Source organism: Bacillus sp. F2HM (assembly GCF_019266135.1).
Classification (GTDB): domain Bacteria; phylum Bacillota; class Bacilli; order Bacillales; family Bacillaceae; genus Bacillus; species Bacillus safensis.
The window spans coordinates 127,485-152,466 of the sequence record NZ_LRMO01000026.1; the positions used below are offsets into that span (position 1 = coordinate 127,485).

At 39.9% G+C, this 24,982-nt stretch carries 29 protein-coding genes; 7 read left to right on the forward strand and 22 right to left on the reverse strand.

Annotated features, from left to right (window positions below; all coding sequences use genetic code 11):
• Positions 1–177 precede the first annotated feature (177 nt).
• The 7 genes from AWT60_RS16680 to spoVK form a co-directional block, all read right to left on the reverse strand.
• A complete protein-coding gene (locus AWT60_RS16680; protein ID WP_041109164.1) occupies positions 178–759 on the reverse strand; it encodes a YiiX/YebB-like N1pC/P60 family cysteine hydrolase in 582 nt (193 codons plus the stop codon).
• 371 nt (positions 760–1,130) lie between these two features.
• A complete protein-coding gene (locus AWT60_RS16685) occupies positions 1,131–1,748 on the reverse strand; it encodes a hypothetical protein (RefSeq protein WP_197172858.1) in 618 nt (205 codons plus the stop codon).
• 450 nt (positions 1,749–2,198) lie between these two features.
• Complete coding sequence (gene glnA, locus AWT60_RS16690) at positions 2,199–3,533, reverse strand: type I glutamate--ammonia ligase (RefSeq protein WP_024427046.1); 1,335 nt, start codon at positions 3,531–3,533, stop codon at positions 2,199–2,201.
• Between the two features lie 60 nt (positions 3,534–3,593).
• Positions 3,594–4,004: a MerR family transcriptional regulator gene (locus tag AWT60_RS16695; protein WP_025093274.1), complete on the reverse strand. Its 411-nt coding sequence runs from the start codon at positions 4,002–4,004 to the stop codon at positions 3,594–3,596.
• Between the two features lie 91 nt (positions 4,005–4,095).
• A complete protein-coding gene (locus AWT60_RS16700) occupies positions 4,096–5,376 on the reverse strand; it encodes a methionine gamma-lyase family protein (RefSeq protein WP_041109157.1) in 1,281 nt (426 codons plus the stop codon).
• A 6-nt stretch (positions 5,377–5,382) separates the two neighbouring features.
• Positions 5,383–6,654, reverse strand: coding sequence for a GTPase HflX (hflX, locus tag AWT60_RS16705; RefSeq protein WP_120206981.1), 1,272 nt, complete (start codon positions 6,652–6,654; stop codon positions 5,383–5,385).
• Between the two features lie 121 nt (positions 6,655–6,775).
• Complete coding sequence (gene spoVK, locus AWT60_RS16710; RefSeq protein WP_024424083.1) at positions 6,776–7,735, reverse strand: stage V sporulation protein K; 960 nt, start codon at positions 7,733–7,735, stop codon at positions 6,776–6,778.
• 318 nt (positions 7,736–8,053) lie between these two features.
• On the opposite strand from spoVK, the gene AWT60_RS16715 reads away from it, so the two are divergent.
• Complete coding sequence (locus AWT60_RS16715; RefSeq protein ID WP_024427042.1) at positions 8,054–8,812, forward strand: N-acetylmuramoyl-L-alanine amidase; 759 nt, start codon at positions 8,054–8,056, stop codon at positions 8,810–8,812.
• Positions 8,813–8,879: 67 nt separating this feature from the next.
• Here AWT60_RS16715 and AWT60_RS16720 read toward each other — a convergent pair whose 3' ends face one another.
• The 9 genes from AWT60_RS16720 to AWT60_RS16760 all read right to left on the reverse strand — a co-directional run bounded on the left by AWT60_RS16720 (position 8,880) and on the right by AWT60_RS16760 (position 15,750).
• Positions 8,880–9,497: a hypothetical protein gene (locus AWT60_RS16720; protein WP_076839623.1), complete on the reverse strand. Its 618-nt coding sequence runs from the start codon at positions 9,495–9,497 to the stop codon at positions 8,880–8,882.
• Between the two features lie 84 nt (positions 9,498–9,581).
• Positions 9,582–10,562, reverse strand: a complete 981-nt coding sequence (gene nrdF, locus AWT60_RS16725) for a class 1b ribonucleoside-diphosphate reductase subunit beta (protein ID WP_024424085.1) — start codon at positions 10,560–10,562, stop codon at positions 9,582–9,584.
• A 17-nt stretch (positions 10,563–10,579) separates the two neighbouring features.
• Positions 10,580–12,682: a class 1b ribonucleoside-diphosphate reductase subunit alpha gene (nrdE, locus tag AWT60_RS16730; protein WP_024424086.1), complete on the reverse strand. Its 2,103-nt coding sequence runs from the start codon at positions 12,680–12,682 to the stop codon at positions 10,580–10,582.
• Positions 12,642–13,034 (reverse strand): class Ib ribonucleoside-diphosphate reductase assembly flavoprotein NrdI, encoded by a 393-nt coding sequence (nrdI, locus tag AWT60_RS16735; protein ID WP_008360380.1) that lies wholly within the window; start codon positions 13,032–13,034, stop codon positions 12,642–12,644. Before nrdI ends, nrdE begins: the two co-directional genes overlap by 41 nt.
• Before the next feature lie 265 nt (positions 13,035–13,299).
• A complete protein-coding gene (locus tag AWT60_RS16740; protein WP_003212415.1) occupies positions 13,300–13,512 on the reverse strand; it encodes a hypothetical protein in 213 nt (70 codons plus the stop codon).
• Positions 13,513–13,591: 79 nt separating this feature from the next.
• On the reverse strand, positions 13,592–13,912 hold the full coding sequence (locus AWT60_RS16745; RefSeq protein ID WP_041109150.1) for a YmzC family protein: 321 nt from the start codon (positions 13,910–13,912) through the stop codon (positions 13,592–13,594).
• Positions 13,913–14,074: 162 nt separating this feature from the next.
• Positions 14,075–14,296: an RNA chaperone Hfq gene (hfq, locus tag AWT60_RS16750; RefSeq protein WP_024424088.1), complete on the reverse strand. Its 222-nt coding sequence runs from the start codon at positions 14,294–14,296 to the stop codon at positions 14,075–14,077.
• Positions 14,297–14,321: 25 nt separating this feature from the next.
• Positions 14,322–15,278 (reverse strand): tRNA (adenosine(37)-N6)-dimethylallyltransferase MiaA, encoded by a 957-nt coding sequence (gene miaA / locus AWT60_RS16755; RefSeq protein ID WP_076839621.1) that lies wholly within the window; start codon positions 15,276–15,278, stop codon positions 14,322–14,324.
• Between the two features lie 70 nt (positions 15,279–15,348).
• On the reverse strand, positions 15,349–15,750 hold the full coding sequence (locus tag AWT60_RS16760; protein WP_034623557.1) for a YmaF family protein: 402 nt from the start codon (positions 15,748–15,750) through the stop codon (positions 15,349–15,351).
• Positions 15,751–15,854: 104 nt separating this feature from the next.
• Between AWT60_RS16760 and AWT60_RS16765 the strand changes: the two genes are divergently transcribed.
• The 3 genes from AWT60_RS16765 to erbB all read left to right on the forward strand — a co-directional run bounded on the left by AWT60_RS16765 (position 15,855) and on the right by erbB (position 17,128).
• On the forward strand, positions 15,855–16,124 hold the full coding sequence (locus AWT60_RS16765; RefSeq protein ID WP_041109145.1) for a hypothetical protein: 270 nt from the start codon (positions 15,855–15,857) through the stop codon (positions 16,122–16,124).
• Between the two features lie 302 nt (positions 16,125–16,426).
• Positions 16,427–16,744 (forward strand): SMR family multidrug efflux transporter EbrA, encoded by a 318-nt coding sequence (gene erbA / locus AWT60_RS16770; protein WP_024424092.1) that lies wholly within the window; start codon positions 16,427–16,429, stop codon positions 16,742–16,744.
• Positions 16,745–16,759: 15 nt separating this feature from the next.
• The gene (gene erbB, locus AWT60_RS16775) at positions 16,760–17,128 is read left to right on the forward strand and encodes an SMR family multidrug efflux transporter EbrB (RefSeq protein WP_087975678.1); all 369 of its coding nucleotides are present in this window, start codon (positions 16,760–16,762) and stop codon (positions 17,126–17,128) included.
• A gap of 46 nt (positions 17,129–17,174) precedes the next feature.
• On the opposite strand, the gene AWT60_RS16780 is transcribed toward erbB, so the two are convergent.
• Together AWT60_RS16780 and AWT60_RS16785 are read right to left on the reverse strand one after the other, a co-directional pair.
• Positions 17,175–17,624: an OsmC family protein gene (locus tag AWT60_RS16780; protein WP_024427036.1), complete on the reverse strand. Its 450-nt coding sequence runs from the start codon at positions 17,622–17,624 to the stop codon at positions 17,175–17,177.
• A 76-nt stretch (positions 17,625–17,700) separates the two neighbouring features.
• The gene (locus tag AWT60_RS16785) at positions 17,701–18,435 is read right to left on the reverse strand and encodes a poly-gamma-glutamate hydrolase family protein (protein WP_024427035.1); all 735 of its coding nucleotides are present in this window, start codon (positions 18,433–18,435) and stop codon (positions 17,701–17,703) included.
• Between the two features lie 584 nt (positions 18,436–19,019).
• On the opposite strand from AWT60_RS16785, the gene AWT60_RS16790 reads away from it, so the two are divergent.
• Positions 19,020–20,345 (forward strand): S8 family peptidase, encoded by a 1,326-nt coding sequence (locus AWT60_RS16790; protein ID WP_218677508.1) that lies wholly within the window; start codon positions 19,020–19,022, stop codon positions 20,343–20,345.
• 89 nt (positions 20,346–20,434) lie between these two features.
• On the opposite strand, the gene AWT60_RS16795 is transcribed toward AWT60_RS16790, so the two are convergent.
• The 4 genes from AWT60_RS16795 to AWT60_RS16810 form a co-directional block, all read right to left on the reverse strand.
• Entirely contained in the window at positions 20,435–21,583 is a 1,149-nt protein-coding gene (locus AWT60_RS16795) for a Rap family tetratricopeptide repeat protein (RefSeq protein ID WP_218677509.1), read from the reverse strand.
• Between the two features lie 161 nt (positions 21,584–21,744).
• Complete coding sequence (locus AWT60_RS16800; protein WP_218677510.1) at positions 21,745–22,494, reverse strand: poly-gamma-glutamate hydrolase family protein; 750 nt, start codon at positions 22,492–22,494, stop codon at positions 21,745–21,747.
• A gap of 311 nt (positions 22,495–22,805) precedes the next feature.
• Positions 22,806–23,279 carry a CarD family transcriptional regulator gene (locus AWT60_RS16805; protein WP_024424099.1) on the reverse strand — a complete coding sequence of 158 codons (474 nt, stop codon included), beginning with the start codon at positions 23,277–23,279 and terminating at the stop codon, positions 22,806–22,808.
• A gap of 245 nt (positions 23,280–23,524) precedes the next feature.
• A complete protein-coding gene (locus AWT60_RS16810; protein ID WP_155762191.1) occupies positions 23,525–23,782 on the reverse strand; it encodes a hypothetical protein in 258 nt (85 codons plus the stop codon).
• 68 nt (positions 23,783–23,850) lie between these two features.
• On the opposite strand from AWT60_RS16810, the gene AWT60_RS16815 reads away from it, so the two are divergent.
• Together AWT60_RS16815 and bslA are read left to right on the forward strand one after the other, a co-directional pair.
• Positions 23,851–24,255 (forward strand): hypothetical protein, encoded by a 405-nt coding sequence (locus tag AWT60_RS16815; protein WP_218677511.1) that lies wholly within the window; start codon positions 23,851–23,853, stop codon positions 24,253–24,255.
• Positions 24,256–24,378: 123 nt separating this feature from the next.
• Entirely contained in the window at positions 24,379–24,903 is a 525-nt protein-coding gene (gene bslA, locus AWT60_RS16820) for a biofilm surface layer hydrophobin BslA (protein WP_024424102.1), read from the forward strand.
• Positions 24,904–24,982 lie beyond the last annotated feature (79 nt).

Sequence of the window (24,982 nt, forward strand, 5' to 3'; positions counted from 1 at the left end):
AAAGCTGATTAGAAGTGACAAGCAACTGAACGGATTCTGAGTTCTTTTAGAAGGGCCACTCTAAAAGTGGAATTCACAAAATGTTGTTTTAATGCCCATCACAAAAAAATCAACAGGTAATTGCATAAACAAACAAGCCTTTCGCATGTCGAAGGCCTGTTTGTTATGAATTAAATATTAACCTATTCGAGCGATAGGAATAACATTTTCATCAGCAGCAATGTGTTCAGGAAAGATAAAACCTTTTGTATCTGAGGTAAAACAAATATCTGCCTCTTTAAAACATACATCTACAAATTCAGAGCAGATAAACTCCTCATTATCTCTATGTTTACCTACTCCCAATCCTATTCGAGCAACTATCTGTGCTATTTCAGATTTATCATAATTCTTGTTTAATAAAGATAAACCTTTAACGATAATGGTATTTTGTTTTTCACCACCATCTTCATTTAACTGTTTGTGCCGTGCAATATATAACTTCCCATCATAACTTTTATTTGTATTCTCATAGTTAGTCAAATAATGTTCTAAAGGAACTATTCTAACACCATCGTCCTCAACACTTTCAATTATTAATAATAGCCCTTTCCACTTCACAATAATACCAACATGACTAAAGAGTGAATTGGAAACTTGTTTAATTAACTTACTTACCAAATATTCACCCGAACATAATAAAAGGTCACCAGTCCTCAGATCATTCTTTAATTCTGTATATTCTATAGTATTTATACTTTTAAATTTATCCGAACTCATCTAAATTATAGTCTCCTTACCTAATTTAAAAAAGCTCTCAATTTCTAAAGGCTTTAAAAATTAATTATTTTTTGGATTACATAAGTATCTTTTCACTTATTTTCAAATTTAATACAATTATACGTTGTATTTACTGAAAGGGATCTTCAGCTGTTAAATTAACCAAAAGACGCATAATGCTCAGTCATTTTGTAAATATCCCAACCTTCTTTAACATATCTCCATATTCTTTTGAAATTCAACTAGTATTATGATTATAGAGTATCAGCAAACAATCATTTTCGTTGAGAATTTATTTGAGACATACTTTCTTTATCAAAGTTTCTAAAAACAAAATGAAAAAGCAACTTCCATGTCAGAAGTTACTCTTTTTAATCTTCATCTTCAGGATCTTCGTCTACACCCAATATCAAATTCTCATCTGTAAAATACATTTCATAAAGTGTACGCTCTGTTACTTCTCCTTTTTTAATTCGTTGGTTCAGAATGATCATTAAATCTATAGGTTCACGCTCATAATAAATGCTGTCTCGTTCTTCGAAATGAAGAATAGGCTTGTTTAAGTATGCATAAGATTTCGGCTTAGTAAAGCACGTCCACTTTACTTGAGGATGGTTTCTTCTAATAACTTCTGCATAATAAATCCCGATATCCATTGCTATTGCATAGTCCACTTTTGCAATTTCAACTGGATTAGCCAATAAGCTCTTTTTTTCATCTTCATAAATAAAATCAGGATATTGCCTTAATTCTTCTAATTCTCTACCAATCTCTTCTTCTGATAGTTCATAAATCTCCACCTGAGATAAAAACCAACCATAGATATTTATAAGTGATTCGGGAGTGAAATTAAAGTCCACCTCTCCATTAGTAACATTTTTCAAAACTTCAATCCGTAGTGGTATCTGATTAACAAACCAATCAAAGAGAATCTCAGCCTCTTTTTTTGATAAAGTTTCAAAGGATTCCATTATAATTGATGGTTCCATTAATACATACTCCATTAAATTTCTCCCTCATATTTTAATTATTTTTGAATACTGGCTATACTGATTTAACTCAGTTGCATTTTATGGTTTGCTTGCTCAATTCTACCAGTATTTGTGCTTATAATGAAGTAGTACTACTTTACTTTATCAATCAATTCAATTTTTTAATCGGAAATCTTTAACCACTTGTTACATTACAAGATTGATAAGTTCGTGTAACCTATATTTGATAGATCGATACAATTCTGTTGTTCAAACCGCTCAATATCGATCCAAATTATTTGCATCTTGTGGACTTAGACATCCCATATATGTAAGGGTAAATAACAAAGCTCTTGATGAACTAAGAGCTACACAACATAACACTGTTCTTGTTCGATTCATCCCATCAATCATAGAGTTAAATACAAAAAACCCCCTGAAGCCAATGGCTCCAAGGGGTTTTCTTTATTAATACTGAGACATATACTGATCGCGTTCCCATGGGTGTACTTGGGTGCGGAACATATCCCATTCAATTTCTTTTGATTCGATGAAGTGCTCGAATAGGTGATCGCCTAGTGCGTTGATCATGACTTCGTTTGATTTCAGCAGCTCGAGTGCTTCTGCAAGTGTTGCAGGAAGGTCAGAGATGCCATTTTCAAGACGCTCTTCTTTGTCCATGACATAGATGTTTCTGTCGATTGGTGCTGGTGCTTCTAGTTTGTTTTTGATTCCGTCAAGACCTGCTGCAAGTAATACGCTTAGTGCAAGGTATGGGTTTGCAGATGGGTCTACGCTGCGCACTTCTACACGTGTGCTGATGCCGCGTGATGCCGGGATACGGATCAATGGGCTGCGGTTTTGTGCACTCCATGCCACATAGCAAGGTGCTTCATAGCCAGGTACAAGACGCTTGTAAGAGTTTACCGTTGGGTTTGTGACCGCTGTAAAGCTTGTTGCGTGCTTGACGATACCTGCGATAAAGTGTCTAGCCGTCTCGCTTAATTGTAAATCTGCTTTTTCATCAAAGAATGCGTTTTTACCATTTTTGAATAATGATAGGTTACAGTGCATACCAGATCCGTTTACACCGAACAATGGTTTTGGCATGAATGTCGCATGAAGACCGTGTTTTCTCGCAATGGTTTTGACAACGAGTTTGAACGTTTGAATGTCGTCACAAGAACGGATCGCGCCTGCATATTTGAAATCAATTTCATGCTGTCCAGGTGCTACTTCGTGGTGAGATGCTTCAATTTCAAAGCCCATTTCTTCAAGCTCTAGCACGATGTCACGGCGGCAGTTTTCTCCTAGATCTGTTGGTGCAAGGTCAAAGTATCCGCCTTTATCGTTTAGTTCAAGCGTTGGCTCGCCTTTTTCATCTAATTTAAATAAGAAGAATTCTGGCTCAGGTCCAAGGTTGAAATCACTAAATCCTAGTTCTTCCATTTCCTTCAAGATACGCTTTAAGTTGTTACGCGGGTCTCCATCAAATGGTGTCCCGTCTGGCTTATAAATGTCACAAATAAAGCGTGCAACTTTACCTTTTTCTGCTGTCCAAGGGAAAATAACAAATGTGTTTAGATCTGGGTATAGGTACATATCTGATTCTTCGATACGTACGAATCCTTCAATAGATGAACCGTCAAACATACATTTGTTATCGAGAGCTTTTTCTAACTGGCTCACAGGAATCTCAACATTTTTAATCGTTCCGAGAATGTCTGTAAATTGCAGACGGATGTACTTTACGTTTTCCTCATTTACTAATTTTACGATATCTTCTCTTGTGTACTTTGCCATTTCGTAAAACTCCTCCCCTACAAAAGGTAAAATGTGTATAGCAATGCTTTTGCTAATTGGTTAACGGAAAAACCTTGACATATCCCCCTGCCTAAAGGTCGTTCCTTGTTGGAAACGTCCAGCCTGAATGAGTTCCTTCTTCAGTAGCTTCCTGAGTTCATCATCTGTCAAGTTGTGCTTAGCTGTAGCTTTTTCCTCCGTCTTTGTATCAGACGATGGATTTTCTGCCTCAGCTTTGGCAAAAAGTTTTTTGATTCCTGCCATGTTTACACCTTGTTCGATGAGGTTTTTAATTTCTAGTAATTTATCAACATCATGAAAAGAAAATAATCGGCGGTTTCCATCACTTCTTGCTGGAAATACTAAACCATTTTCCTCATAATAGCGAATTTGTCTTGCAGATAATTCTGTTAGCTGCATGACAATCCCAATTGGGAATAAAGGCATTGAGCGGCGAATGTTATCACTCATCTCAACTGTCTCCTCCTCTTTGCTTAAATTTATTATATGTCATGTTATATTATGTGTCAACAATATGTTAGGAATATTAACATGGATTTTTTTATTGAGCAGGTACTTCAATAAAACCTTGTTCCAATAAGGCATCGACAGCACTGCAAATCGCATTTTTCACATGGGCATACGTGAGTCCGCCTTGAACATAGGCAGTATAAGGCGGTCTGATCGGACCATCGGCTGATAATTCGATACTGGCCCCTTGTACAAAGGTGCCCGCTGCCATAATGACATCGTCCTCGTAGCCCGGCATATAGCTTGCATGTGGTGTGACGTGACTGTTAATCGGAGATGCATACTGGATTGCCTGACAGAACGCAATCATTTTTTTAGGATCTCCAAATTCGACTGATTGAATCAAATCCGTTCTTTTCGCATTCCACGCTGGGTTTGTTTGGAATCCGAGCTTCTCAAGAAAACGAGCCGTAAACACTGCGCCTTTTAAGCTTTGAGCGACAACATGCGGCGCCAAGAAAAAGCCTTGATACATTTCTTGGAGCGCATACAGCGATGCACCCGCTTCACTGCCGATGCCTGGAGATGTCATTCGATAAGAGCAAGCTTCTACCCATTTTTCTTTTCCAACGATGTAGCCGCCTGTTTTGGCAAGGCCACCGCCTGGGTTTTTAATGAGTGAACCGGCCATGAGGTCAGCTCCGACATGACACGGCTCTTGTAATTCAGTAAATTCACCATAACAGTTGTCTACAAACACAATGATTTCTTCATTCATCTCTTTCACAAATGAAATCATTTGCTCAATTTCTTCTATAGTAAAGGATGGTCTTGACGCATAGCCTTTTGAACGCTGAATGCCGATGACTTTTGTTTTAGAGGAAATCGACTCTTTTACTTTCTCATAATCGACGGATCCATCTTGTCGTAAATCAATGGCTTTGTAGTCAATCTGGAAGTCTTTTAATGAGCCTGTCCCTTCTTTCCCGCGAATCCCGACAATTTCTTCTAGCGTATCGTATGGTTTTCCCGTCATATAGATCAATTCATCGCCAGGTCTCAGCACACCAAATAAGGCAATGGAAATTGCGTGTGTGCCGGAAATGATCTGCGGACGCACAAGCCCACTTTCTCCTCCGAAGACATCCGCATAAATCTTTTCTAATGTGTCTCTCCCCATATCATCGTAGCCATATCCAGTTGTTGGATTAAAGTGAGAGTCACTGACTTTGTGCTTTCGATAGCTTTCAAGCACCCGCCACTCATTTTGTTCGCTCTTTTGATCAATTTGCTGATGCACGTGTAAAATCTCTTGTTCTGTTTCTGCTGCTGCTTTTTCTAAAATACTGCCGTGTTTTAATGTGTGAAACATCTTGATTTAATTCCTTTCCAACATATACTTCTTGATTTGACCTAAAATGGTCTGATCCTCACCACTAAATCCGGTGATGTCATAAATCTCTGCTTCTTTTTGAAATTCTAGTGATTCCACAAGCGTTTCTGATTTTAATGCGGAGATGAGCTTGCCTTCATGCGCTGGAATCTTTACATGATATGGCTTTAAAAAGGCTTTTTTCAGCTCAGCCATAATATCCGCTTTTAACCTTTTTACATCTTCTTTGCGCTTAGCACTGATTAAGATGTGGCGATGCTTTGAAGATGGGATGAAATCTGGTCTAATTTGATCTTCCTTGTTATAAACAGTCAGCATCGGAATACGGTCCGCTTCTAATTCTTCTAAAAGCTCATGAACCGTTCGTTCGTGCCCTTCATAATCCTCATTAGAAGAGTCGATGACATGAAGCAAATAATCGGCTTCCTTCACTTCTTCAAGGGTGGAACGAAATGCGGCAATCAGTGTGGTCGGAAGGTCTTGGATAAAGCCAACTGTATCTGAAATCAGCACACTGTAGCCAGATTCTAATGTCATCTTACGTGTCATTGGATCAAGTGTCGCAAACAGCAGGTCCTCTTCATGACTATCCGCTTCTGTTAATTGGTTAAACAAAGTTGATTTTCCGGCATTCGTATACCCGACAATGGCAATTTGGAACACACCATTTTTCTTTCGGCGCTCTCGGTATCTTGTGCGGTGTTCTTTGACTGCAGATAACTGCCCGTTAATTTCGTGAATGCGGTTTCGAATATGGCGTCTGTCTGTTTCAAGTTTTGTTTCACCTGGACCTCTTGCGCCAATTCCGCCCCCTTGTCTTGAAAGGCTGATCCCTTGTCCACTTAGTCTCGGCAAGGCATACTGAAGCTGGGCAAGCTCTATTTGCAGCTTCCCCTCTCTTGTACGGGCTCTTTTTGCAAAGATATCTAAAATCAATTGCGTACGATCAATAATTTTCACATCTAAAGCAGTCGCCAAAGCTTTTAGCTGGCTCGGAGAAAGCTCGTCGTTAAAAATAATGACATCACATTCGAGTTCCTCGCAAAGCACTTCAAGTTCTTCTACTTTCCCTTTACCAATATACGTTGCGCTGTCTTGTCTATTTCTCTTCTGCGTCATCACGCTGACAGCTTCACCGCCAGCCGTTTTGGTTAAGGAAGCTAATTCTTCCATTGAGTATTGAAAGCGTTCATCCGTTACATGCGGCAATTGGCAGCCGACAAGGATCGCTTTTTCAGTCATTTCATGTTCATTCAACGTTAGTTGTTTCCTTTCTGCACTTAAGTTTTCAGTAGTACCATCATACCAAACACATCACACGTATACCACTATTCGGATGGTTTATTTTAGTGACTCTTTATAAAAAGGATACGCCATTTCAAGAAGGCGTATCCTCTTTCATTTGAAGATCGTGACTTTTAATGGTCAGCAGATCTTTTTTATCATAATGATCCACAAGAAGCAGTCTCATCGCCTGGGTTCGTATGGCTTTTTCAATGGTGTTTCGCACAAACCGGCCGTTGCTGAATTTTGCCGGGCTTGTGGTACTTTTAATGTGCATTAAATAATCCCGCAGCTTCCATTCGGCTTCTTGTGTAAATACATATTCTCTGTCTGCCATCATTCGTTTTGCAATATCCATGAGCTGATCGACTGTATAATCAGGAAAGCTGATGTTGATTGGAAATCTTGATTGCAGGCCGGGGTTTAAAGAAAGAAAATGATCCATTTCCTTGGAGTAGCCAGCAAGAATGAGAATGAATTCGTGCTGTTTGTCCTCCATATGTTTTACAAGGGTATCAATCGCCTCTTTTCCAAAATCCTTTTCTCCTCCGCGTGCAAGAGAATAGGCTTCGTCAATGAACAAAATACCACCTAGTGATTTTTTAATTAAATCCCTTGTTTTTTGCGCTGTATGACCAATGTACTCTCCAACAAGATCACCGCGTTCTGCTTCAATTAAGTGACCCTTTGAGAGCACATTCATTTCAAAGAAAAGCTTCCCGACAAGTCTTGCAACTGTGGTTTTTCCTGTGCCAGGATTTCCTTTGAACATCATATGAAGCGCCTGCTTTCCTACCTTTAACCCTTGTTCCTGCCGCTTTTGATTAACAAAAATCCAAGCATAAATCTCTTTTATGTTTCGTTTCATTTCATCCATACCGACAAGGCTGTTCATTTCACGCTCTATTTCCCGTAAGATGCTGTGTTTTGCCTCATTTTTTTGCAAGGCTTCCAGATATTCAGCCTCAGAGTCTGCATCAACCAATACTTGCTTTTGTCCGTTAAGTATAATATTGATTTGGCCGTTGTTTTTATATGTGACAGCTCGCTCCAACGTATTCACCTCTCGCTCTTCTCTCTTTATTCTATTCGGGTGGAGCTGTAATCGTGACAATCGCCCGCTTAAGCCCAAGTTTGCTGTCAAAATGACCCGAGATACCGAATATTGTAGGGATTTCTGCGGTTTCCCAGGAAATGATGTGCTATTTCCATTGTATTCATCCCGTTTGGGCGGACAAACCAACAATTTGCTTTTTCTTAGAAAAATGTAGCTTTGATCACAAATGATGCAGAAAAGAGTCTCAATGATTTCCGCATTTTGTACAGGCAATTCTTCTATTTTCTCATAAAATAAAGACGAGGTGATGAATAGATGGTGAAAATTTTTATTGATCCTGGCCACGGAGGAACAGATTCTGGAGCTAGTGCTAATGGACTTTTGGAGAAAAATATAACACTTCAAATCGCGCTTTTATTGAGAGACATTTTGATTAGTGAATATGATGGGGTTTCCGTCCGCTTAAGTCGTTCAACTGACCAATCCGTCACTTTGTCCCAGCGTACGAATGCGGCAAACAGCTGGGGGGCTGACTATTTCGTGTCTATTCATATTAATGCTGGCGGGGGCACAGGGTTTGAAAGCTATGTGTATCCAGGCGTTTCAGCACCGACCACCACGTATCGCAATGCCCTTCATGATGAAATTGTCCGCTCGGTTGATTTTGCTAACCGCGGCAAGAAAACTGCGAACTTCCACGTTCTTCGAGAAACTTCTATGCCCGCTATTTTAACAGAGAATGGTTTCATCGATACGGCAGCTGATGCTAATAAGCTCCGCAACGCAACCTTCCTTCAAGGCATCGCTCGCGCTCATGCGACTGGTCTAGAAGAAGCCTTTCAATTGAAAAAAAAAGCAAGTAATCTTTATAAAGTGCAGGCAGGAGCTTTCAAAGTGAAAGCCAATGCAGATGAATTAGCAGCCACACTTAAATCCAAAGGCTTTGACGCGTTTGTTGTATTAGACGGCGGCATGTTCCGAGTGCAGGCCGGGGCTTTCCGTACAAAGCAAAATGCAGATGATCTCGTCGCAAGATTGAAGCAGGCTGGTCACGACGCATTCGTTTTCCAATAAGCTGAAGCTGTTGTAACGAAACAAACCGGCTCAAGTCTTCTGCTGAGCCGGTTTGTTGTGTATTCATTTACGCTAAGATGTTAACGACAAATTGAGACCATGTTTCAAGACGATCGAAGTATTCAGGCTTTTTCAAATCGGCTGCTTTCATCCATTTTCCTGAGATTTGATCTGTTTCTTTTACTTCCACATGAGCACCCGGAGATAGCTCAAGCGCTGATAACAGTCCGATGTGCACACGGCCGACACTGTTGTCATCGTCATTGATTAAACCAAGGGTTTTCATTTCAAGTTTGTCTTCTTCTTGAATAGAAAGTTCTTCGTCGAGCTCACGATCTGTATTTTCTTTTAGAATCTCAGCAAAGTTTTTTCCTTCGATGAAATTCATATGCCCCCCAAAGCCAAGAGATAACTTATGGTGTAAGCGAGTCTCTCCCCCGCCTTGAAGTCTTTCGTATACATATACTTCGTCCTCACGCTTAATCACGACATAAGGAATCGGCTGCTTGAAGTCAGGATTTTCTTCTGCATCGCCTCTTCGCATTTGCTCGAAGTGCTCTTCGATTTCTTTCATAATGGTGCTGATTGTTTTCTCTTCACTGTTCACACCATTAAACGCAAGTGATTCGTTTTGGAACACGCGTGCGCGTGGTGCAACTAAAATAATTTCGTCCATTTTTCCCATGTTCGGTAACCTCCAGTATGTAACACATTGTTAGAAATGGCAAAAAGCCAAAACGAGTGATGCGTTTTGACTTTTACGCTTTCCTTATGATTCATCTCCAAAGAAGAAGTCGTCATCTTTTAACGGCTCAACTGTTGCTTTTTTGTAGCCATTCCCTTTCATTGAGAAAAAGTCATGCGACTTTGTTTTTGTATTGAGTCCGTTCAATACAATAGGGTTGATCTCTTCTTCTTCAAAGTAAGGGGCAAATCCAAGGTTCATTAACGCTTTATTGGCATTGTAACGAATGAACTTTTTCACATCATGCGATAAATTGACTTGGTCATAAATATCTTCAGTGTAATGAAGTTCATTTTCATAAAGCTCGTTTAAAAGGTCAATTGAGAAATCATACAGCTCTTTTTGCACGTCAGGTGTTTGTTTGTTGTAAATTTCTTGTGCTAATAATCCAACGTATACACCGTGAATCGCTTCATCACGCAAAATTAAGTTGATGATTTCACCACTTTGCATGAGCTTTCCTTGTCCATAGAAATAAAGCGGGTAGTAAAAACCACTATAAAATAGGAAGCTTTCTAAATAAACAGAAGCAACCATTGCTTTAAAGAGGGAAATAGGATCGTCCTTTTGTATCGAACGGTATAAACTGACAATCATATCTGCTTTCTTTTGCAGGAATTTATTCTTCTTGACCCATTCAAACACTTCACTGATCGTTTCAGTTGGTGCGAGTGTCATGAAGATATTGGAGTATGATTTCGCATGCACCGCATTTTCCATCATTGCCATAAAGTTGAGTACAGCTTTACGCTGATGGCCGTCCACATGTTCAGCAACAATCGGCATTCCTGTATTTCCTTGTTCTGTATCAAGTAAAGTCAGTCCAGCAAGTACCTTCATGTACGTATCTCGCTCTTTTTCACCTAAATATTTCCATGTTAAGAGATCTCCGTTTAAGGAAATCTCTTCTGGAAGCCAGAACTGCTTCACATTTTGGTTGTAAAACATTTGTGTAAAATCGTCTTCGTGTTTTGACCAGTTGGCTGCATCATAAATTTTTGTCACGTTAAACTCTCCTTTAATCAAACAACACAAGAAAGACAGCCTTCCTGCCCTGTATCCTTCGTTCTTGCATAATAAAGTGTCTTAATGCCTTTATGGTGTGCATAAAGATCGATGCGGTTTAAATCACGCGTTGTCATCGTATCTTTTAAGAATAGTGTAAAGCTGATTCCTTGATCCACGTGCTGCTGAATTGTTGCGATCATATCGACCACTTTAAACATGTCCATATCGTACGCTTCTTTATAGAAGAACCAGTTTTGTGCTGAAAGACCTGGCATTGGGTAATAGGTTTTGCTGTTGCCATATGTTCTTTCTTCGATACGTTCCATAATTGGCATCACAGAGGCTGTTGCCGATTGAACATAAGAAATGGAACCTGTTGGTGCAATACACAAACGATAGCTGTGATACATGCCATGTTCCGCTACAAATTCTTTGAGTGCGGCCCAGTCTTCTTTTGTTGGAATGTGCATGCCTTCAAATAGTGCTGCTGCTTTTTCTGTTTTTGGTGTGAAATCATTTTCCACGTATTTATTGAAGTACTCACCAGTTGCATAGCCAGAGCCTTCATAACGATGGAATGTTTCTCCTTTTTCTTTCGCAAGCTCACTTGAGCGTTTAATTGAATAATAGTTCACCATCATAAAGAACGTATTTGCAAAATCTCTTGCTTCTTCACTTTCATAGGCAATTTGGTTTTGAGCTAAATACCCGTGAAGATTCATCGCTCCAAGTCCGATTGACTTCATCGCTTTGTTCGCTTTTCGAACAGCCGGTGCATTGCGAATGTCCGTTGTTTCAGACACAAGCGTTAGTGAGTCTGTTGCAAGCTTGACCGTTTTTTCAATCGATTTGTTTTTCATGACATTCATAATATTTAATGAACCAAGGTTACAAGAAATATCAAGACCGATTTCATCTTCTTGATCATAGTCCGTGTAAGAAGAAACCTCTGAAGCCTGAAGAACTTCTGAGCAAAGGTTTGAGAATTTCACTCGTGAAATATGGTTCAAGGCATGCTCTCTGTTTACATTATCTTGGAACATGATATATGGATAGCCTGATTCTGAGCGTAGAACAGCCAATTTCTCAAGAAGCTTTCTCGGATTGACTTTTTCTTTTTTGACTTTCGGGTTTTCTACAAGCTCGTCATACATTTCTTCCATGTCCATCTCATCAAGATGCTGTCCATATTCTTTATAGACTGTATGCGGATAGAAAGTGTAAGCTGTTTTATCTTCTCTAGCAAGCTCGATAAATTTATCCGGGATGACGACTCCGATGGACAGAGTTTTCACGCGAACATCTTCATCGGCAGAGATTTTTTTCGTATCTAAGAAATCATTGATATCTCTGTGGAAAATATTCAGGTAGGCACTGCCTGATCCTTGTCTTTGCCCCATTTGATCTGCATATCTGAATGCATTATCAAGAAGCTTCATCACGCCGACAACACCTTTTGTCGCGTTTTCGACATCTTTGATTGCTTCGCCTTTTGCACGGAGTTTTGACAGGTTCAAACTGACGCCGCCGCCTAATTTTGACAGCTGCATGGAAATATCAATCGCTCTTGAAATATCGTTTAGTGAGTCATTTACTTCAAGCAAGAAGCAGCTCACAAGCTCACCGCGTCTTTTACGTCCAGCGTTCAAGAAGGTTGGTGTACTTGGCTGGTACTCTTGATTGATCATCAGTTCTACAAACTCAAGTGCTTTTTCTTTATCTCCACCCGCAAAGAAAAGAGCAACAACTGAAATGCGGTCTTCATAGCGTTCAAGGATTTTCTTTTTATCATTTGTTTTCAGTGCATAGTCATTGTAAAACTTAAACGCACTCATAAATGATGGGAATCTAAATTTTTTGGCATATGCAGCTTCAAAGACTTCTTTAATATCTGCCATGCTATATTGTCTTAAAAATTCTTCCTCATAGTAGTCGTTTTCTATTAAGTAATCAATCTTCTCTTCTAGATTATGAAAAAAGACCGTGTTTTGATTAATGTAATCTACGAAATAACTATGTACAGCTTCTTTGTCCTTATCGAACTGAAACTTTCCTTCTTTTTGAATCATAATTTCGTTATTTAATTGTATCCACTTTGGAACCTGATTTTGTGACAATTCTTTCTACCTCCTGTGTAAACAATTCAACATCCCTTTTTGTTCCGCTTAGTTCAAAGGTGTGCAAAATAGGAACTTGATATTGTTTAGAAATCGTATCGGCGCTTTTTGCAAAATTATCTCCCCACACTTTGTTGCCACTCACCGCAACACCTAGTAAAAGGTGAGCATTTTTCTCTAAAAAGGACTGAGTGGTACTAGGGACTTGTCCAAATCCTGTCGTAAAGGTGACGAGAATAAACGGCGTATCCAAAAACTCTTCTCCAGTCAATTTTCGTTTGTCTGTAAAAGGGGTCTTGTCCAAAAAGCGTTGAACATTTCCTGTTTTTGAATCAAATACGATTTGAATCAATTCCATCACGACCTAGTTTTTAGTATTGTTGATCATTTCGCTATTCACTATATATAGTATACTATGTTTTTTCAAAACACAACATATAGATGTTCGAAACGAAAAAAATCAACCAACCCGGCCGAACCTTCATAGCCGAACTCGTACGTTCAAATAAATAGAGCAGAACAGGATCTAAAAATAGACTGCTCTACTCCCTATTCAACTGAAACCGAAATCTATCATAACACGAAAAAAAATCGCTTAGTAGACTAGACTTTTTGTTTTATTTTTTGTAGGCATCGCACTGTAAATCTTCTGACACTTCTGTAATTTCCACTTCAACACCTAATTCTTTTAGCACCGCTTCAAGCGCAGAAACGATTGAAGCTTCTCTCACTAATTCTTTCCCATTTACAGAAACACTCGTTCCATATTCGAAACAGGAATCGTCTTCACAAGTTTGTTCCCAATGATTAATTTTAATTTTATGTGTCATGAACTCATCCTTTTCTGTCTAGATGTCTGATGCATGATTATAGTGTAGCGGCTTCACATTCATTTGTAAATTTACGTGCTTACTCTTCTTCCTCAGAGCCATCATCATATTCTTCGTCGTCCCATTCATCTATGTATTTCGTTGTAACGAGAGTCAGCTCTCCTTCTTTTTCATCAAACCGGTACACATGTACTTGATCATCTTTCACAACTGCAAAATGATTATTTTTTAGTGCAGCAGATGATGGTAAAATTCCATCTGCATTTTCATGAGAATGGTTATTCCAACTTTCTTGTCTCGTTTCAATGTTTGAGATAGCGCACGATCCAAACAAGACAACAATTCCAATCAAAAGGAGGATCACTCTAATCCTTCTTAATTCAAGCTCTGCATTTTCCATATGAATCCCCTCACCCTTCTAATATCCAATAAGGAATTATACGGAAAATTGGCAGAAAAGTTTCATTGCATGCAAAATAGCCCCTCTGCACTGACAAAAAACGTAGCGGGTTCCGGCCGGTTTATTCGCAGAGGCATGGGGCTATTTTAAATACAACATATCCTATTCTAATTCTAGATTTACATTCTTTTGAGGTGCAAATGTAGAAATGGCGTGTTTATAAATAAGCTGCTGCTTCCCTTCTGTTTCAAGCAGCACCGTGAAATTGTCAAACCCTTTCACTTGACCGCGAAGCTGAAAGCCATTCAGCAAGAATACTGTGACAAATGTATTGTCTTTGCGGATCTGATTCAAAAACTGCTCCTGAATATTAATCGGTTTCATGTTTCGTCCTCCTTGATTCTGATAACTACAGTTTCGCTTTAAGTCCAAGCTTTCCTGCTATATATGCGAAAATTTCCTCTTTTTTGTCTGAAAAGTGGCAAGGCGGTGTCATATCAAACCAAGTGACCGCCATTTTATTACGGAACCACGTGAACTGACGCTTCGCATATCTACGGGAATTTTGCTTTAATTGCCCGATGGCTTCATCAAGTGAGCAGTCACCTTGAAAATAGGCATACAGCTCTTTATAACCAATGGCTTGAACAGACTGGCAATCCTTCAAGCCAGATTGATAAAGTGCTCTCACTTCTTCAATTAAGCCCTCATCTATCATCATATCAATTCTTTGATGAATGCGCTCGTACAAAACCTCTCGATCCATTTTCAGCCCAATGAAGGCTGTATCATAAAGAGGAACTTCTTGATGCCCGTTTTGCATCTCCGATATTTTCTGACCTGTTGTATGAATCACTTCCAGCGCCCGGATCACGCGGCGGACGTTATTTGGATGAATAGCGTTTGCCGCATCAGGATCTACTGCCTTTAGCTTTTCGTGCAGCAAAAGCGCGCCGTGCTGCTGTTCAAAGAGCGTCATTTCTTCTCTAAAAGCAGGATCACTTTTCTCATCCGTAAATGTGTAATCATATAAAACAGATTGGATATAGAGGCCTGTTCCGCCGACAATCATTGGCGTTTTCCCTCTAGCGGCAATCTCTTTGATTTTCGAACGAACCAGCTGCTGAAATTCAGCTGTCGAAAAGGATTCGTCCGGCTGTTTAATATCAATTAAATGGTGCGGGATGCCATTCATTTCTTCTGGAGTGATTTTAGCTGTTCCGATATCCATCCCTTTATAAATCTGCATAGAATCCCCGCTGATAATCTCTCCATTAAATGCTTTGGCTATATCAATGCTCAATTTGGTTTTGCCGACAGCCGTCGGCCCTACTAACACGATTACTGGCTGCTTCGCTTTATTCATAACATCACTCACTTTTACAAAACTGCCTACAGTATAGCATAACTTTTCTTACTCTCCTATATGCTGCCCATCACCAGCCAAGCGGTTCATTTCCAACCACTTCATATGTTTTTCCTTTTAAACGATGCTTATGTGTTGGCCGCTTCTCATCTGGACTATAGACGACACCTCCATATGGGATGGGAACAGAATCGAGATAGGCAGAATAGGTGACTTCCTCAATCTCGTGATAATGTGTTCCATCCACTCTCGGAATTGCAGGCCCTGTGATACCGTAGTACCTGTGAAAATGCCCTCTTTCAAAGGAGGTGATCCCCCGATAAAAATGAGTATGCCGGTCGGTACTGCTTCCATTTACAGGTTGAGAAATACCTTCTATTAAATGATAATGCCCCTCCGTTACATCTGTACGTGCTTTATATGCATGAGCATGCGGCGGACATTTTGCCCAATCTGATGGATACAGGCCCATTTCTAACATTCCTCCTTATATTAGGCGTCCACCCAAACATCTGTAGGCAACTGGAATACACTGATGTCAGTTACAGTGATTTTATGAGAAAGGAGCCTTTTATTATGAATTATTTTGATACACCTCCATTTATTCAAGAAGAAGACATGAGAAGACCTTTTGGTTTTGGACGCCCTGGATTTGGGTTTGGGAGACCCGGATTTGGCTTTGGGAGACCTGGATTCGGCTTTGGACGCCCTGGATTCTTTGGACCTCCATTTTTAGGAGGTTTTGCTGGAGGCCTGCTTGCTGGATCTCTGCTTGCGCCAGGATATGGCTATGGATACCCTTATCCGCCGCCATACCCGCCATATGGACCATACCCTTGGTATTAAATATGACGTTTAAGTGAAAACATCCGTTCATAAAATGAATCGATTGACACACTCTTTTTTCATGGGTTAACATTTACTTTACCGACTGTTCAGTAAAGTAGGTGTTTTTTTTATGTCTAAAACCACAAAAGAGCCATTTTGATGCAGCTCATCGCCTGATAAGAAGGATTAAGACAGCTCTCCCTTCAGCAGATGGCAGAGCATGCTGGTTTTCAGAAATATTTCAGCTTGAACCGCTGAAAAGAGAGGATAAAAACCCTTTTTCTTCATCGGATTTTACACCTATTAGAGGAGGGATGATCATGATCCTCGGATATCTTTTTTTGGCTGTGGCCATTTTTTCAGAAGCCATTGGCGCCGCGATGTTAAAATTATCTCATGGTTTTACGCGCTGGAAGCCTAGCGCGGTTGTTGTGGCTGGCTATACACTTGCTTTTTATATGCTGTCATTGACACTCAATATCATTCCGCTAAGCATGTCTTACGCAACATGGTCTGGGGTTGGTACGGTCCTCACGGCTATTTTTGGCGTGCTCTTTTTCAAAGAAACCTTGAACCAAAAAGCAGTCATTGGCATGGCGATGCTTGTCTCAGGGGTCGTACTATTAAATATGTCATAAAGGATGTGGGAGATGATGAAAGGAATACTCTACTTAACAGGAGCCATTTTGACGGAGGTTTTTGGCAGTACAATGCTGAAGCTTTCTCAAGGCTTTTCGCAGCTGCTGCCGAGTATCGGGGTACTGATCGGATTTGGATGCGCCTTTACTTTCCTGAGCTTGGCACTTAAAACCATCGAGCTCTCGTCTGCCTATGCAACCTGGTCTGGCGTTGGAACAGCTCTCACTGCTCTTGTAGGACTTGTGCTGTTTAACGAAACGATCAGCACGAAAGGCTACATCGGCCTTGCACTTGTCATCTGCGGCGTGATTGTCTTAAATCAGTCCAAGAAGCAAAAGAACGAAACCAACGCACAACTCGATCAAACCGAATGGACGTCATAAAAAAAGTCATTTTCTCCATATTTCAAGAGAAAATGACTTTTTTGTTTTAACGGCCGACTTGAATGGTTTCTTCTAAGGAAATGTTCACATTCCCCTGAACAGCTCTTGAAATCATACAAGAGCTTTCGGCTTTATGCGCAAGCTTTCGGGCCAGCTCAATATCATGTGCGGAAGCGGACTCTTTGAGGGTGATGACAGGACGATGAATGATTTCCTCATAAGTAAACACGCCATTTGTCACATCTACGACGGCTTCAGAGCTCATCGATAAATCCTCTTTCTCTAATTGACTTCGCTCCATCATGGCTGCAAGTGTAATGATATAACACGTAGCCGCTGCACCTAAGAGCATCTCATCTGGATTGGTTCCAATACCTGGACCGTCCATTTCCTTTGGAATCGAAATCTTTGTTTTTAATTGTTCACATGCGATTGTACCCACATCGTTACGCAGACCGGGCCAGCTTGCCTGAAGATGAAAATGATGACGCGCCATATCCGTCTCTCCTTTTGTTATCACTGTTCATAGTGTAACAAGAATTCCACTGCTTGTCTTAACATGTGCACAGCCCTTATGTATATTCTTCATCCAGCACTGTCCGAATCGCCCTGACATAACGATAGAATGTCTCGTTTTTTGTACTTGACCGCCTCCGAAAATCGAAACTGTCAAATAAAGCTTCACGCTGACTTCTACTAATCTCAAGCTGCACACTCTGCCCTGTTTTTGTAAGATTATTAATATTATGATTGCTTGTCCCGCTCAGGGTTGCGTGTGCGACAGCTAGTTCAGCAGAAAACCCGTTCCGCTCTAATGAGTTGACAATTTTCTCTGCACGGTCGTAATCTGTTCCGCCGACGAGAGTATGGTCAATTCCTTCCTCGCCTTTGTATCCATGCACTGCTAAAATGTAATCATGTGCTTTTGCCTGCGCGACGCCGATTGGCTCATCAAAGTTTGTACTTGTAATATGAAGTTCTGATGCATTCTCTCTTAGACCTTCAAATAAATACGTCGAAAAATCATTGTCAAAAAAATGGACGATCTCGCTCACGCCGCCTTCGATCCTCCCGCCATGAGGTGACATCACAAGAAGGCGGCTGCCGGGCACTGGGTTGGCTGTAATGTTATAGCTGCTCGTTGATTCGTTTTCTTCAAGTTCTTTAAAATTTCGATAAATATCATTTGAACCGCTTTCGTCTTCCCCACCTGATGACACTGGCTCATCATGTTCCTGTGCTTGCATGGTATAATAAACGCCCCATCCGATCGCAAGCAGGAGAAGCAAAGCAAAAAACTTCTTCATTCCCGTTCTCCTTTAACAGATTTCTAAGCCGTTTCTATGATTTATATTGAATCATCATTTCTTATCATTTTTTCCACATTTTCTCTTCACGTTTGATCATAACACTCTAGATCATGAGATTCCTCAAAAATAAGATAATTGCATTTATATACACAGAAACGCCTCTCCTCTTTGAAAACAGAGTTAGAATAGTATGACAAACAAATGACGTTATGTTTAATATGACCTAGTCCTATCCAGTCTGTTTTCTTTAATTCGGCTTTTTTTGATAAGGATTTGATGTTTTCCATCTGTCACGCATCACATTTATATGAGCATTGACCCTGTCCACAGCCCTCCTTTTTCTGCAAAATCCTTTGTTTTACTGGTTCTCTCAGAAGAACTCTCCCACCTATCATCGGCAGATTCTATATGATTTCCACCTTTTTCTATTATTTTACAAAATGTAAGCGCTTTTCTTTTTTTGAAAGACTAAGCAAGCCGCCAATATAAAGAAAAGGAGGGACAAGAATCCGAACCAAGCAGTTCTCATTCTCATAACGTAAGAGTGTACGAGAATGGATAGCTGGAATGGAGGGCATCACATGTTTGGATTTTCTATGGTGCAAATGGTCAGAACACATGCTAGTAAACTAGATCAGCCTTTAAGAGAGACCGTTCTTCACCTTTATAAACCTTTTAAATGGACGCCATGCTTTCTTCATCGTTTTTTCGAAGGCAGGCTGAAGAAGAAAAAGAAGCTTCGTGTGATCATTGAATTTAAGGAAGGTGCAGCCGAGGCAGGGATTCAAAGCACAAAACAGTTCATGAAAAAAAGCAGAAAAACAAATATAAAACGGCATTTTTCACATATCGACTGCTGCGCTGCTGATTTAACGCCTGCTGCTTTAGAGGAGCTATTAGCAAACGGTGAGCATATTCGTAAAATTTATTTAGACCGGAAAGTTCATGCGTTGCTGGATGTAGCCACACAAGCGAGCCATGCTGAAGAAGTCACCCGAAACGGGACAACTTTAACCGGAGAAGGCATTACGGTCGCTGTCATTGACACAGGAATTTATCCGCATGAAGATTTAGATGGAAGAATTCGAGATTTTGTGGATTTCGTCAAACAAAAAACAAAACCTTATGATGATAATGGCCACGGTACTCACTGCGCGGGAGATGTCGCTGGAGATGGAGCCGCTTCAGATGGCTTATACAGAGGACCTGCCCCAAAAGCAAATCTAATTGGCGTGAAAGTGTTAAATAAACAAGGGGCTGGATCACTTTCTACTATTATAGAAGGGGTTGAATGGTGCATACAGTTCAACGAAGACCACCCTGATGATCCGATTCATATTATCAGTATGTCGCTAGGCGGAGCTGCGCAGCGTTATGATGACGAACAGGACGATCCAATGGTGCGTGCTGTCAATGCGGCTTGGGATCAAGGGATTGTTGTATGCGTCGCTGCCGGAAACTCTGGTCCTAACAGCCAGACGATTGCAAGCCCTGCTGTCAGTCAAAAAGTCATTACGGTTGGAGCCTATGATGACCGGAATACACCAGAATCAAGTGACGATGTCGTGGCACCGTTTTCAAGCAGAGGGCCAACTGTTTATGGGGAAGCAAAGCCTGATATCCTCGCACCAGGCGTAAACATCGTTTCTCTCAGATCACCAAGATCCTTTCTGGATAAACTCGATAAATCAAGCAGAGTCGATGAGGATTATACAACGTTATCTGGCACATCGATGGCAACACCGATTTGTGCTGGTATTTGCGCTCTACTGTTAGAGCATTCACCAGATTTAACGCCAGATGAAGTCAAAACCCTGTTAAAAGAAAATACTAGCAAGTGGTCTATGGATGACCCGATGATTTATGGAGCAGGTGCAATTGACGCAGAAAAAGCAATCAAAGAATAAAGAAAAAAGCCCTTTACGTTTTGCGTAAAGGGTGTTGTTTGTCTCATTTTTAAGTGTGAAGTCTTTCATCTACTTGAGTAGCTGACATGTTATGCTTCGTTCTCATACATCTCATCTCCTTTTTGAATGTGCGTACGCGCTTCGATCACAATCTCAAAAAAAGTGGAGGATTCCTTGTACATGTCGCGTTCCTTATAATAATTAGCCGCATCAAGTGCTAATTCCTCTAAATCAGCAAACATTTTTTTATTTCTCAGACCAAAAAGGGCCGACCTCAATTGCTCACAGCCGTCATTCTCTATATAGAGCGCCTGCAAAAATTGGAATTTCAACTGATAAATTTCATCTTCCAATACACAAGCTTCTTTCATTCCTATAGATATGGCCTCGCCCGCCCGCTGAAAATCTCCGAGTTTAAAACAAGTAAGGGCAAGTGAAAACAACGATTTGATCATCGTGGATGCTTGATCTTTCTGATAAAGTGAAATGGCTTGTTCAAAAAAGACAGTCGCTGTATGGTACGTTCCCATACTATAATGGCAAGTGCCTAAGTTATTAAGAGCCATCGCTTTAAAGTAAGATGTGCATTCTTTTTGTTCCATCGCTTCACAGACCTTTAACGCTTTTTCTAAATAAGGAAGCGCTTTTTGATACTGATTAACATCAATCCAATTACCTGCCATGACAAAATCACATTGAATGCTTCTTTTTCCATAAAGCTGATGTTTCTTGTAGATGTCTCTTGCCTTTTTAGCGTAGTGCATGGAGAAATAGGTTTGTTTCATATGATAGTAAACTTCTGCGATTTTATAGTAAAATTCTGCTTTTTCAATCTCATCTGTCACTAAAATCAGTTGATGTTCAGCATGCTTGTAATATGAAATGGCCTCGATATAGCGGCGCTGGATAAACGCATACATTCCATGAAAAAAATGAAAATAATAGCCGAGTAAGCCCGTCATCTCATCTTCTGCATCGTCAATTTCTTTAGGAAAGGACACTGCTTGAAGCGTTTCACTCCCTGCATGGACTGGCGCTAAGTGCTGAAGCATCATTTGATGGCGAAAATCCATTAGAGAATAGTATAGGAGTAAATCTTGATCCTCTTCCATATCATGAATTTCTTCTTCAACAAGGCGCTTCATGCCGTTTGCCTGTTCAACTTCAAATTTGCAAATATGCGTGTACCATTGATTGATTTTTACACCTACTTCGGAAGATGGTATTTTATGTGCCATCCACTTCAGCCCCATTCTATCATATCAAACTGATAACTATTATTTTACATAATTTATGTTTTTAAGGCAAATTGTAAGTTATTACATATTCTATGTTCAAATCGCATATTCCTATCTTTTTTACCAAGTTTAAATAGAGTACTTTTGCCCATCAAATTTTTTTACGAAGAAGGGTCGAATTCTCTGAGCACTTCTTTTAACGCATTAATATAGCGTCTGAATTCTTTTTTCTTTCCCTTTCTCGTCTCAAAATTGTCAAAAAAAGCTTCTCTTTGCGCTGTACTAATTTCGAGCTGAACGCTTTCACCACTCGCATTTCGATTATTTATATTTTTAGGGTCTGTACCAGAAAGCCGTTCGCCTTTTTGTACCATTTCTGCGGAAAATCCCCGATCTTTTAGTTCTCGTACAACTGCTCTTTGCATTTTTTCATTTGTGCCGCCAACGAGCGTGTGTCTTTTATCACTTTTATAGCCGTGGATGGAAATTGAAAAAGGATACGTTTTAATCATTTGAACCAAAATGGGTTCATCAAAATTGGTACTCGTGATATGCAGATCCCGGTTATTGTCTTGCTTTGTACCTTCGAACAAATACGTAGAGTACTTTTCTTGAAAGGCTTCTACAATTTCACTTGTTCCTGGTTCAATTTCACCTCCATGAGGAGAAAATACAAGTAAATCACTTCCGCCCTTTTCGTGAAATTCTATCTCATAACCGTCTCTTTCATATCGTACGAGCTGTTTAAAGTTTTCATATAGATCGCCTTGTTTTCGCTCTTTTTGATACTTTTCTACCTCTTGATGATGCTGCTTTTGCTCTTTTTTTTCTTGAACAGAATGGCTGCATTTCACCATTAAAAGAGTACACAGAATAAGAAAGATGAATCCACATATTAGTAACCTTTTCATTTCACCGCTCCTTTTTTCTCTTAGGTGTCATCTTACCGCAATATTTTACTATCAATGGCTTAGAAAATTCAAAGGTTGTCCGGCTCATTTGAATGAATCAGGAGAAGTTACCTGTTTTTTAATGTTATCTAGGTATTTCAGAGGTCTTTAAATTTTTGTTGTGAACGTAAAAACTAAATCGTATGACCTCATTTCAATTTTAGTTAAAACCACCTACAAAAATGGCAATATTACTCTTTTTTTCAAACAAAAAAGCTGTAAACAAAAGAAGTAGTCCCCTTCAGTTTACAGCTAGTCTCTGTATATCATCATTACATTCTTAATTCATTCTCTAAAGCTGTCATCACTTCATCTTGCGTCAATCCCTGTGCAAGTGAAATCTCACTCACTAACATGCCTCTTGCATCTTCAAGCATCTTCTTTTCACTTGAATTTAACGCTTTCTTCTGATTTCGTCTCATTAGATCTTTGACAACGTCTGCACCATCTTCGATCGCACCTGTTTTTAGCTTTTTCAGATTTTCATCATATCTTTGCTTCCAAGTAAGCGTGTCGTCGTTTGTTTCTTCTGCAAAATTGTTCATCACAACTTTCAGCGTTGCTTGATCTGCTACCGGACGTATACCTAGTTGATTGATTCTGCCTTTTGGGACCATCATCTGCATATTCGGCATTTGAATCAGGAAATATTCCTGCGTCTTACCTAAAATCTCTTTTTCTTCCATTCCTTCAATCACACCGGCTCCATGCATTGGATAAACAATTTTATCACCTATTTGAAACAAATCCGCCACCTCCGAAAGTATTCACAATATCATTATAACACATTTCATCAGAGGATAAAAATTTATATTTTATCATGTTAATTTAGCACTAGTCAATTCTTTTTATTTGAGTTTTTTCAGAAAAAGCCTTTTTTTATAAAAGAAGCAGAAGCATCCAGTCCTCATGACTCTTTCTTGCATATACTAGCATTGAGTCACATTTAGGAGGGATGACAATGTGCAAATGCAAGTGCAAACATTCCCACTCACACTGCCATAAAAAGCATGACGATCATTACCATGAGGATCCATGTAAAGAAAAAAAGTTTTGTCATAAAAAAGATAAATGGTTTGAGAGCGATTTTTGGGATACCTCTCGAAGCTACGATCCCTGTTATTTTCCTAAAAGTGTCTGCAGCAGATGTAAAAAGCGTCGCAGAAGAAGACACAGCTACACAATTTAACGCTTGACGCTTTACCTGCTTTTCCTTTTCCCGGCTGAAAAGCCGGTTTTTTTCTTTCATATGGATAGGCTCATGAAGCAGATCTGTCTCATAGGATATGGCAACCTGACATAAAGGATGAGATATACATGAACGATATGAACAGCCAAATGAATCATTATCACCAAGAAAATCCCCATCACACATTTGAAAATGTGTATACAGCCAATCATGAGCATATGGTCGCGCCAAACATGCATGATCATATGAATATGCCAAACCATTATCATAGCGGCAAAAAAGATGTGTATAACGCGCACCATCCACATCATCATTCAGTTTATTCACCGTTCCCAAATCAGCATGATACCTTTTCAAAGCATGTTCCAATAAAGGATCACCATCATCTAGGCCATTATGGTGGATATGGGATGATGCCACACCATCCATATGGTTATCAAGATATGCATATGATGATGCCAACAAACCAGCAAATGCCAGGCCATTATTACGGAATGAATCAACCAAATGCGCTATTTCCCCGCTATTACTAAAGAATGACAAAATAAGGGTATAATATCCCATTTAATACCATATGGTAATATGGTAACATTATAGGTAAATAATGGGTGTAATCATCTATTATTTACCTATATTCAACAAGGGGGAAGGAAAAAATGAAAAAAACGTGGACGATTCTTATGATGGGGATGCTCACATTGGTTATGGCACTGTCTGTACCGCTTTCTGCATCTGCTGAGGAAGCCGGCAAAGCAACAACCAATGCAAAACCAGCTGCACTTTACGCAAAAATCACAGGAGCAAGTAAGCAGGAATGGTCTTTTTCTGACATTGAGCTGACGTACAGCCCAAATTCTGTTCTAAGTCTTGGTGCGGTTGAGTTCACTCTGCCAAAGGGTTTCCAAGCAACGACGAAAGACATTATGAATGGTAAAGCATTAAAAGACAGCTACATTTTGAACAACGGACAAACCGTTCGTATTCCGCTCAGACTGGATTTACTTGGAATTTCCAAATATACATTAAAGCTTTCACATAAAGTACTCCCTGCTGCAGGTACATACACGTTCCGTGCAGAAAATCGAGCCATCAGCATCGGTTCCACATTTTATGCAGAAGATACGATTGATATTAATACACGACCAGTTGTGGTCACACCACCAGATCCTTGCGGATGCTAAATAAAAAAGCGCTCTGTTTAGAGCGCTTCAGGCTGTCGAGAAAATCTCGACAGCCTTATTTTTTTCCTTAAAGTTTCCA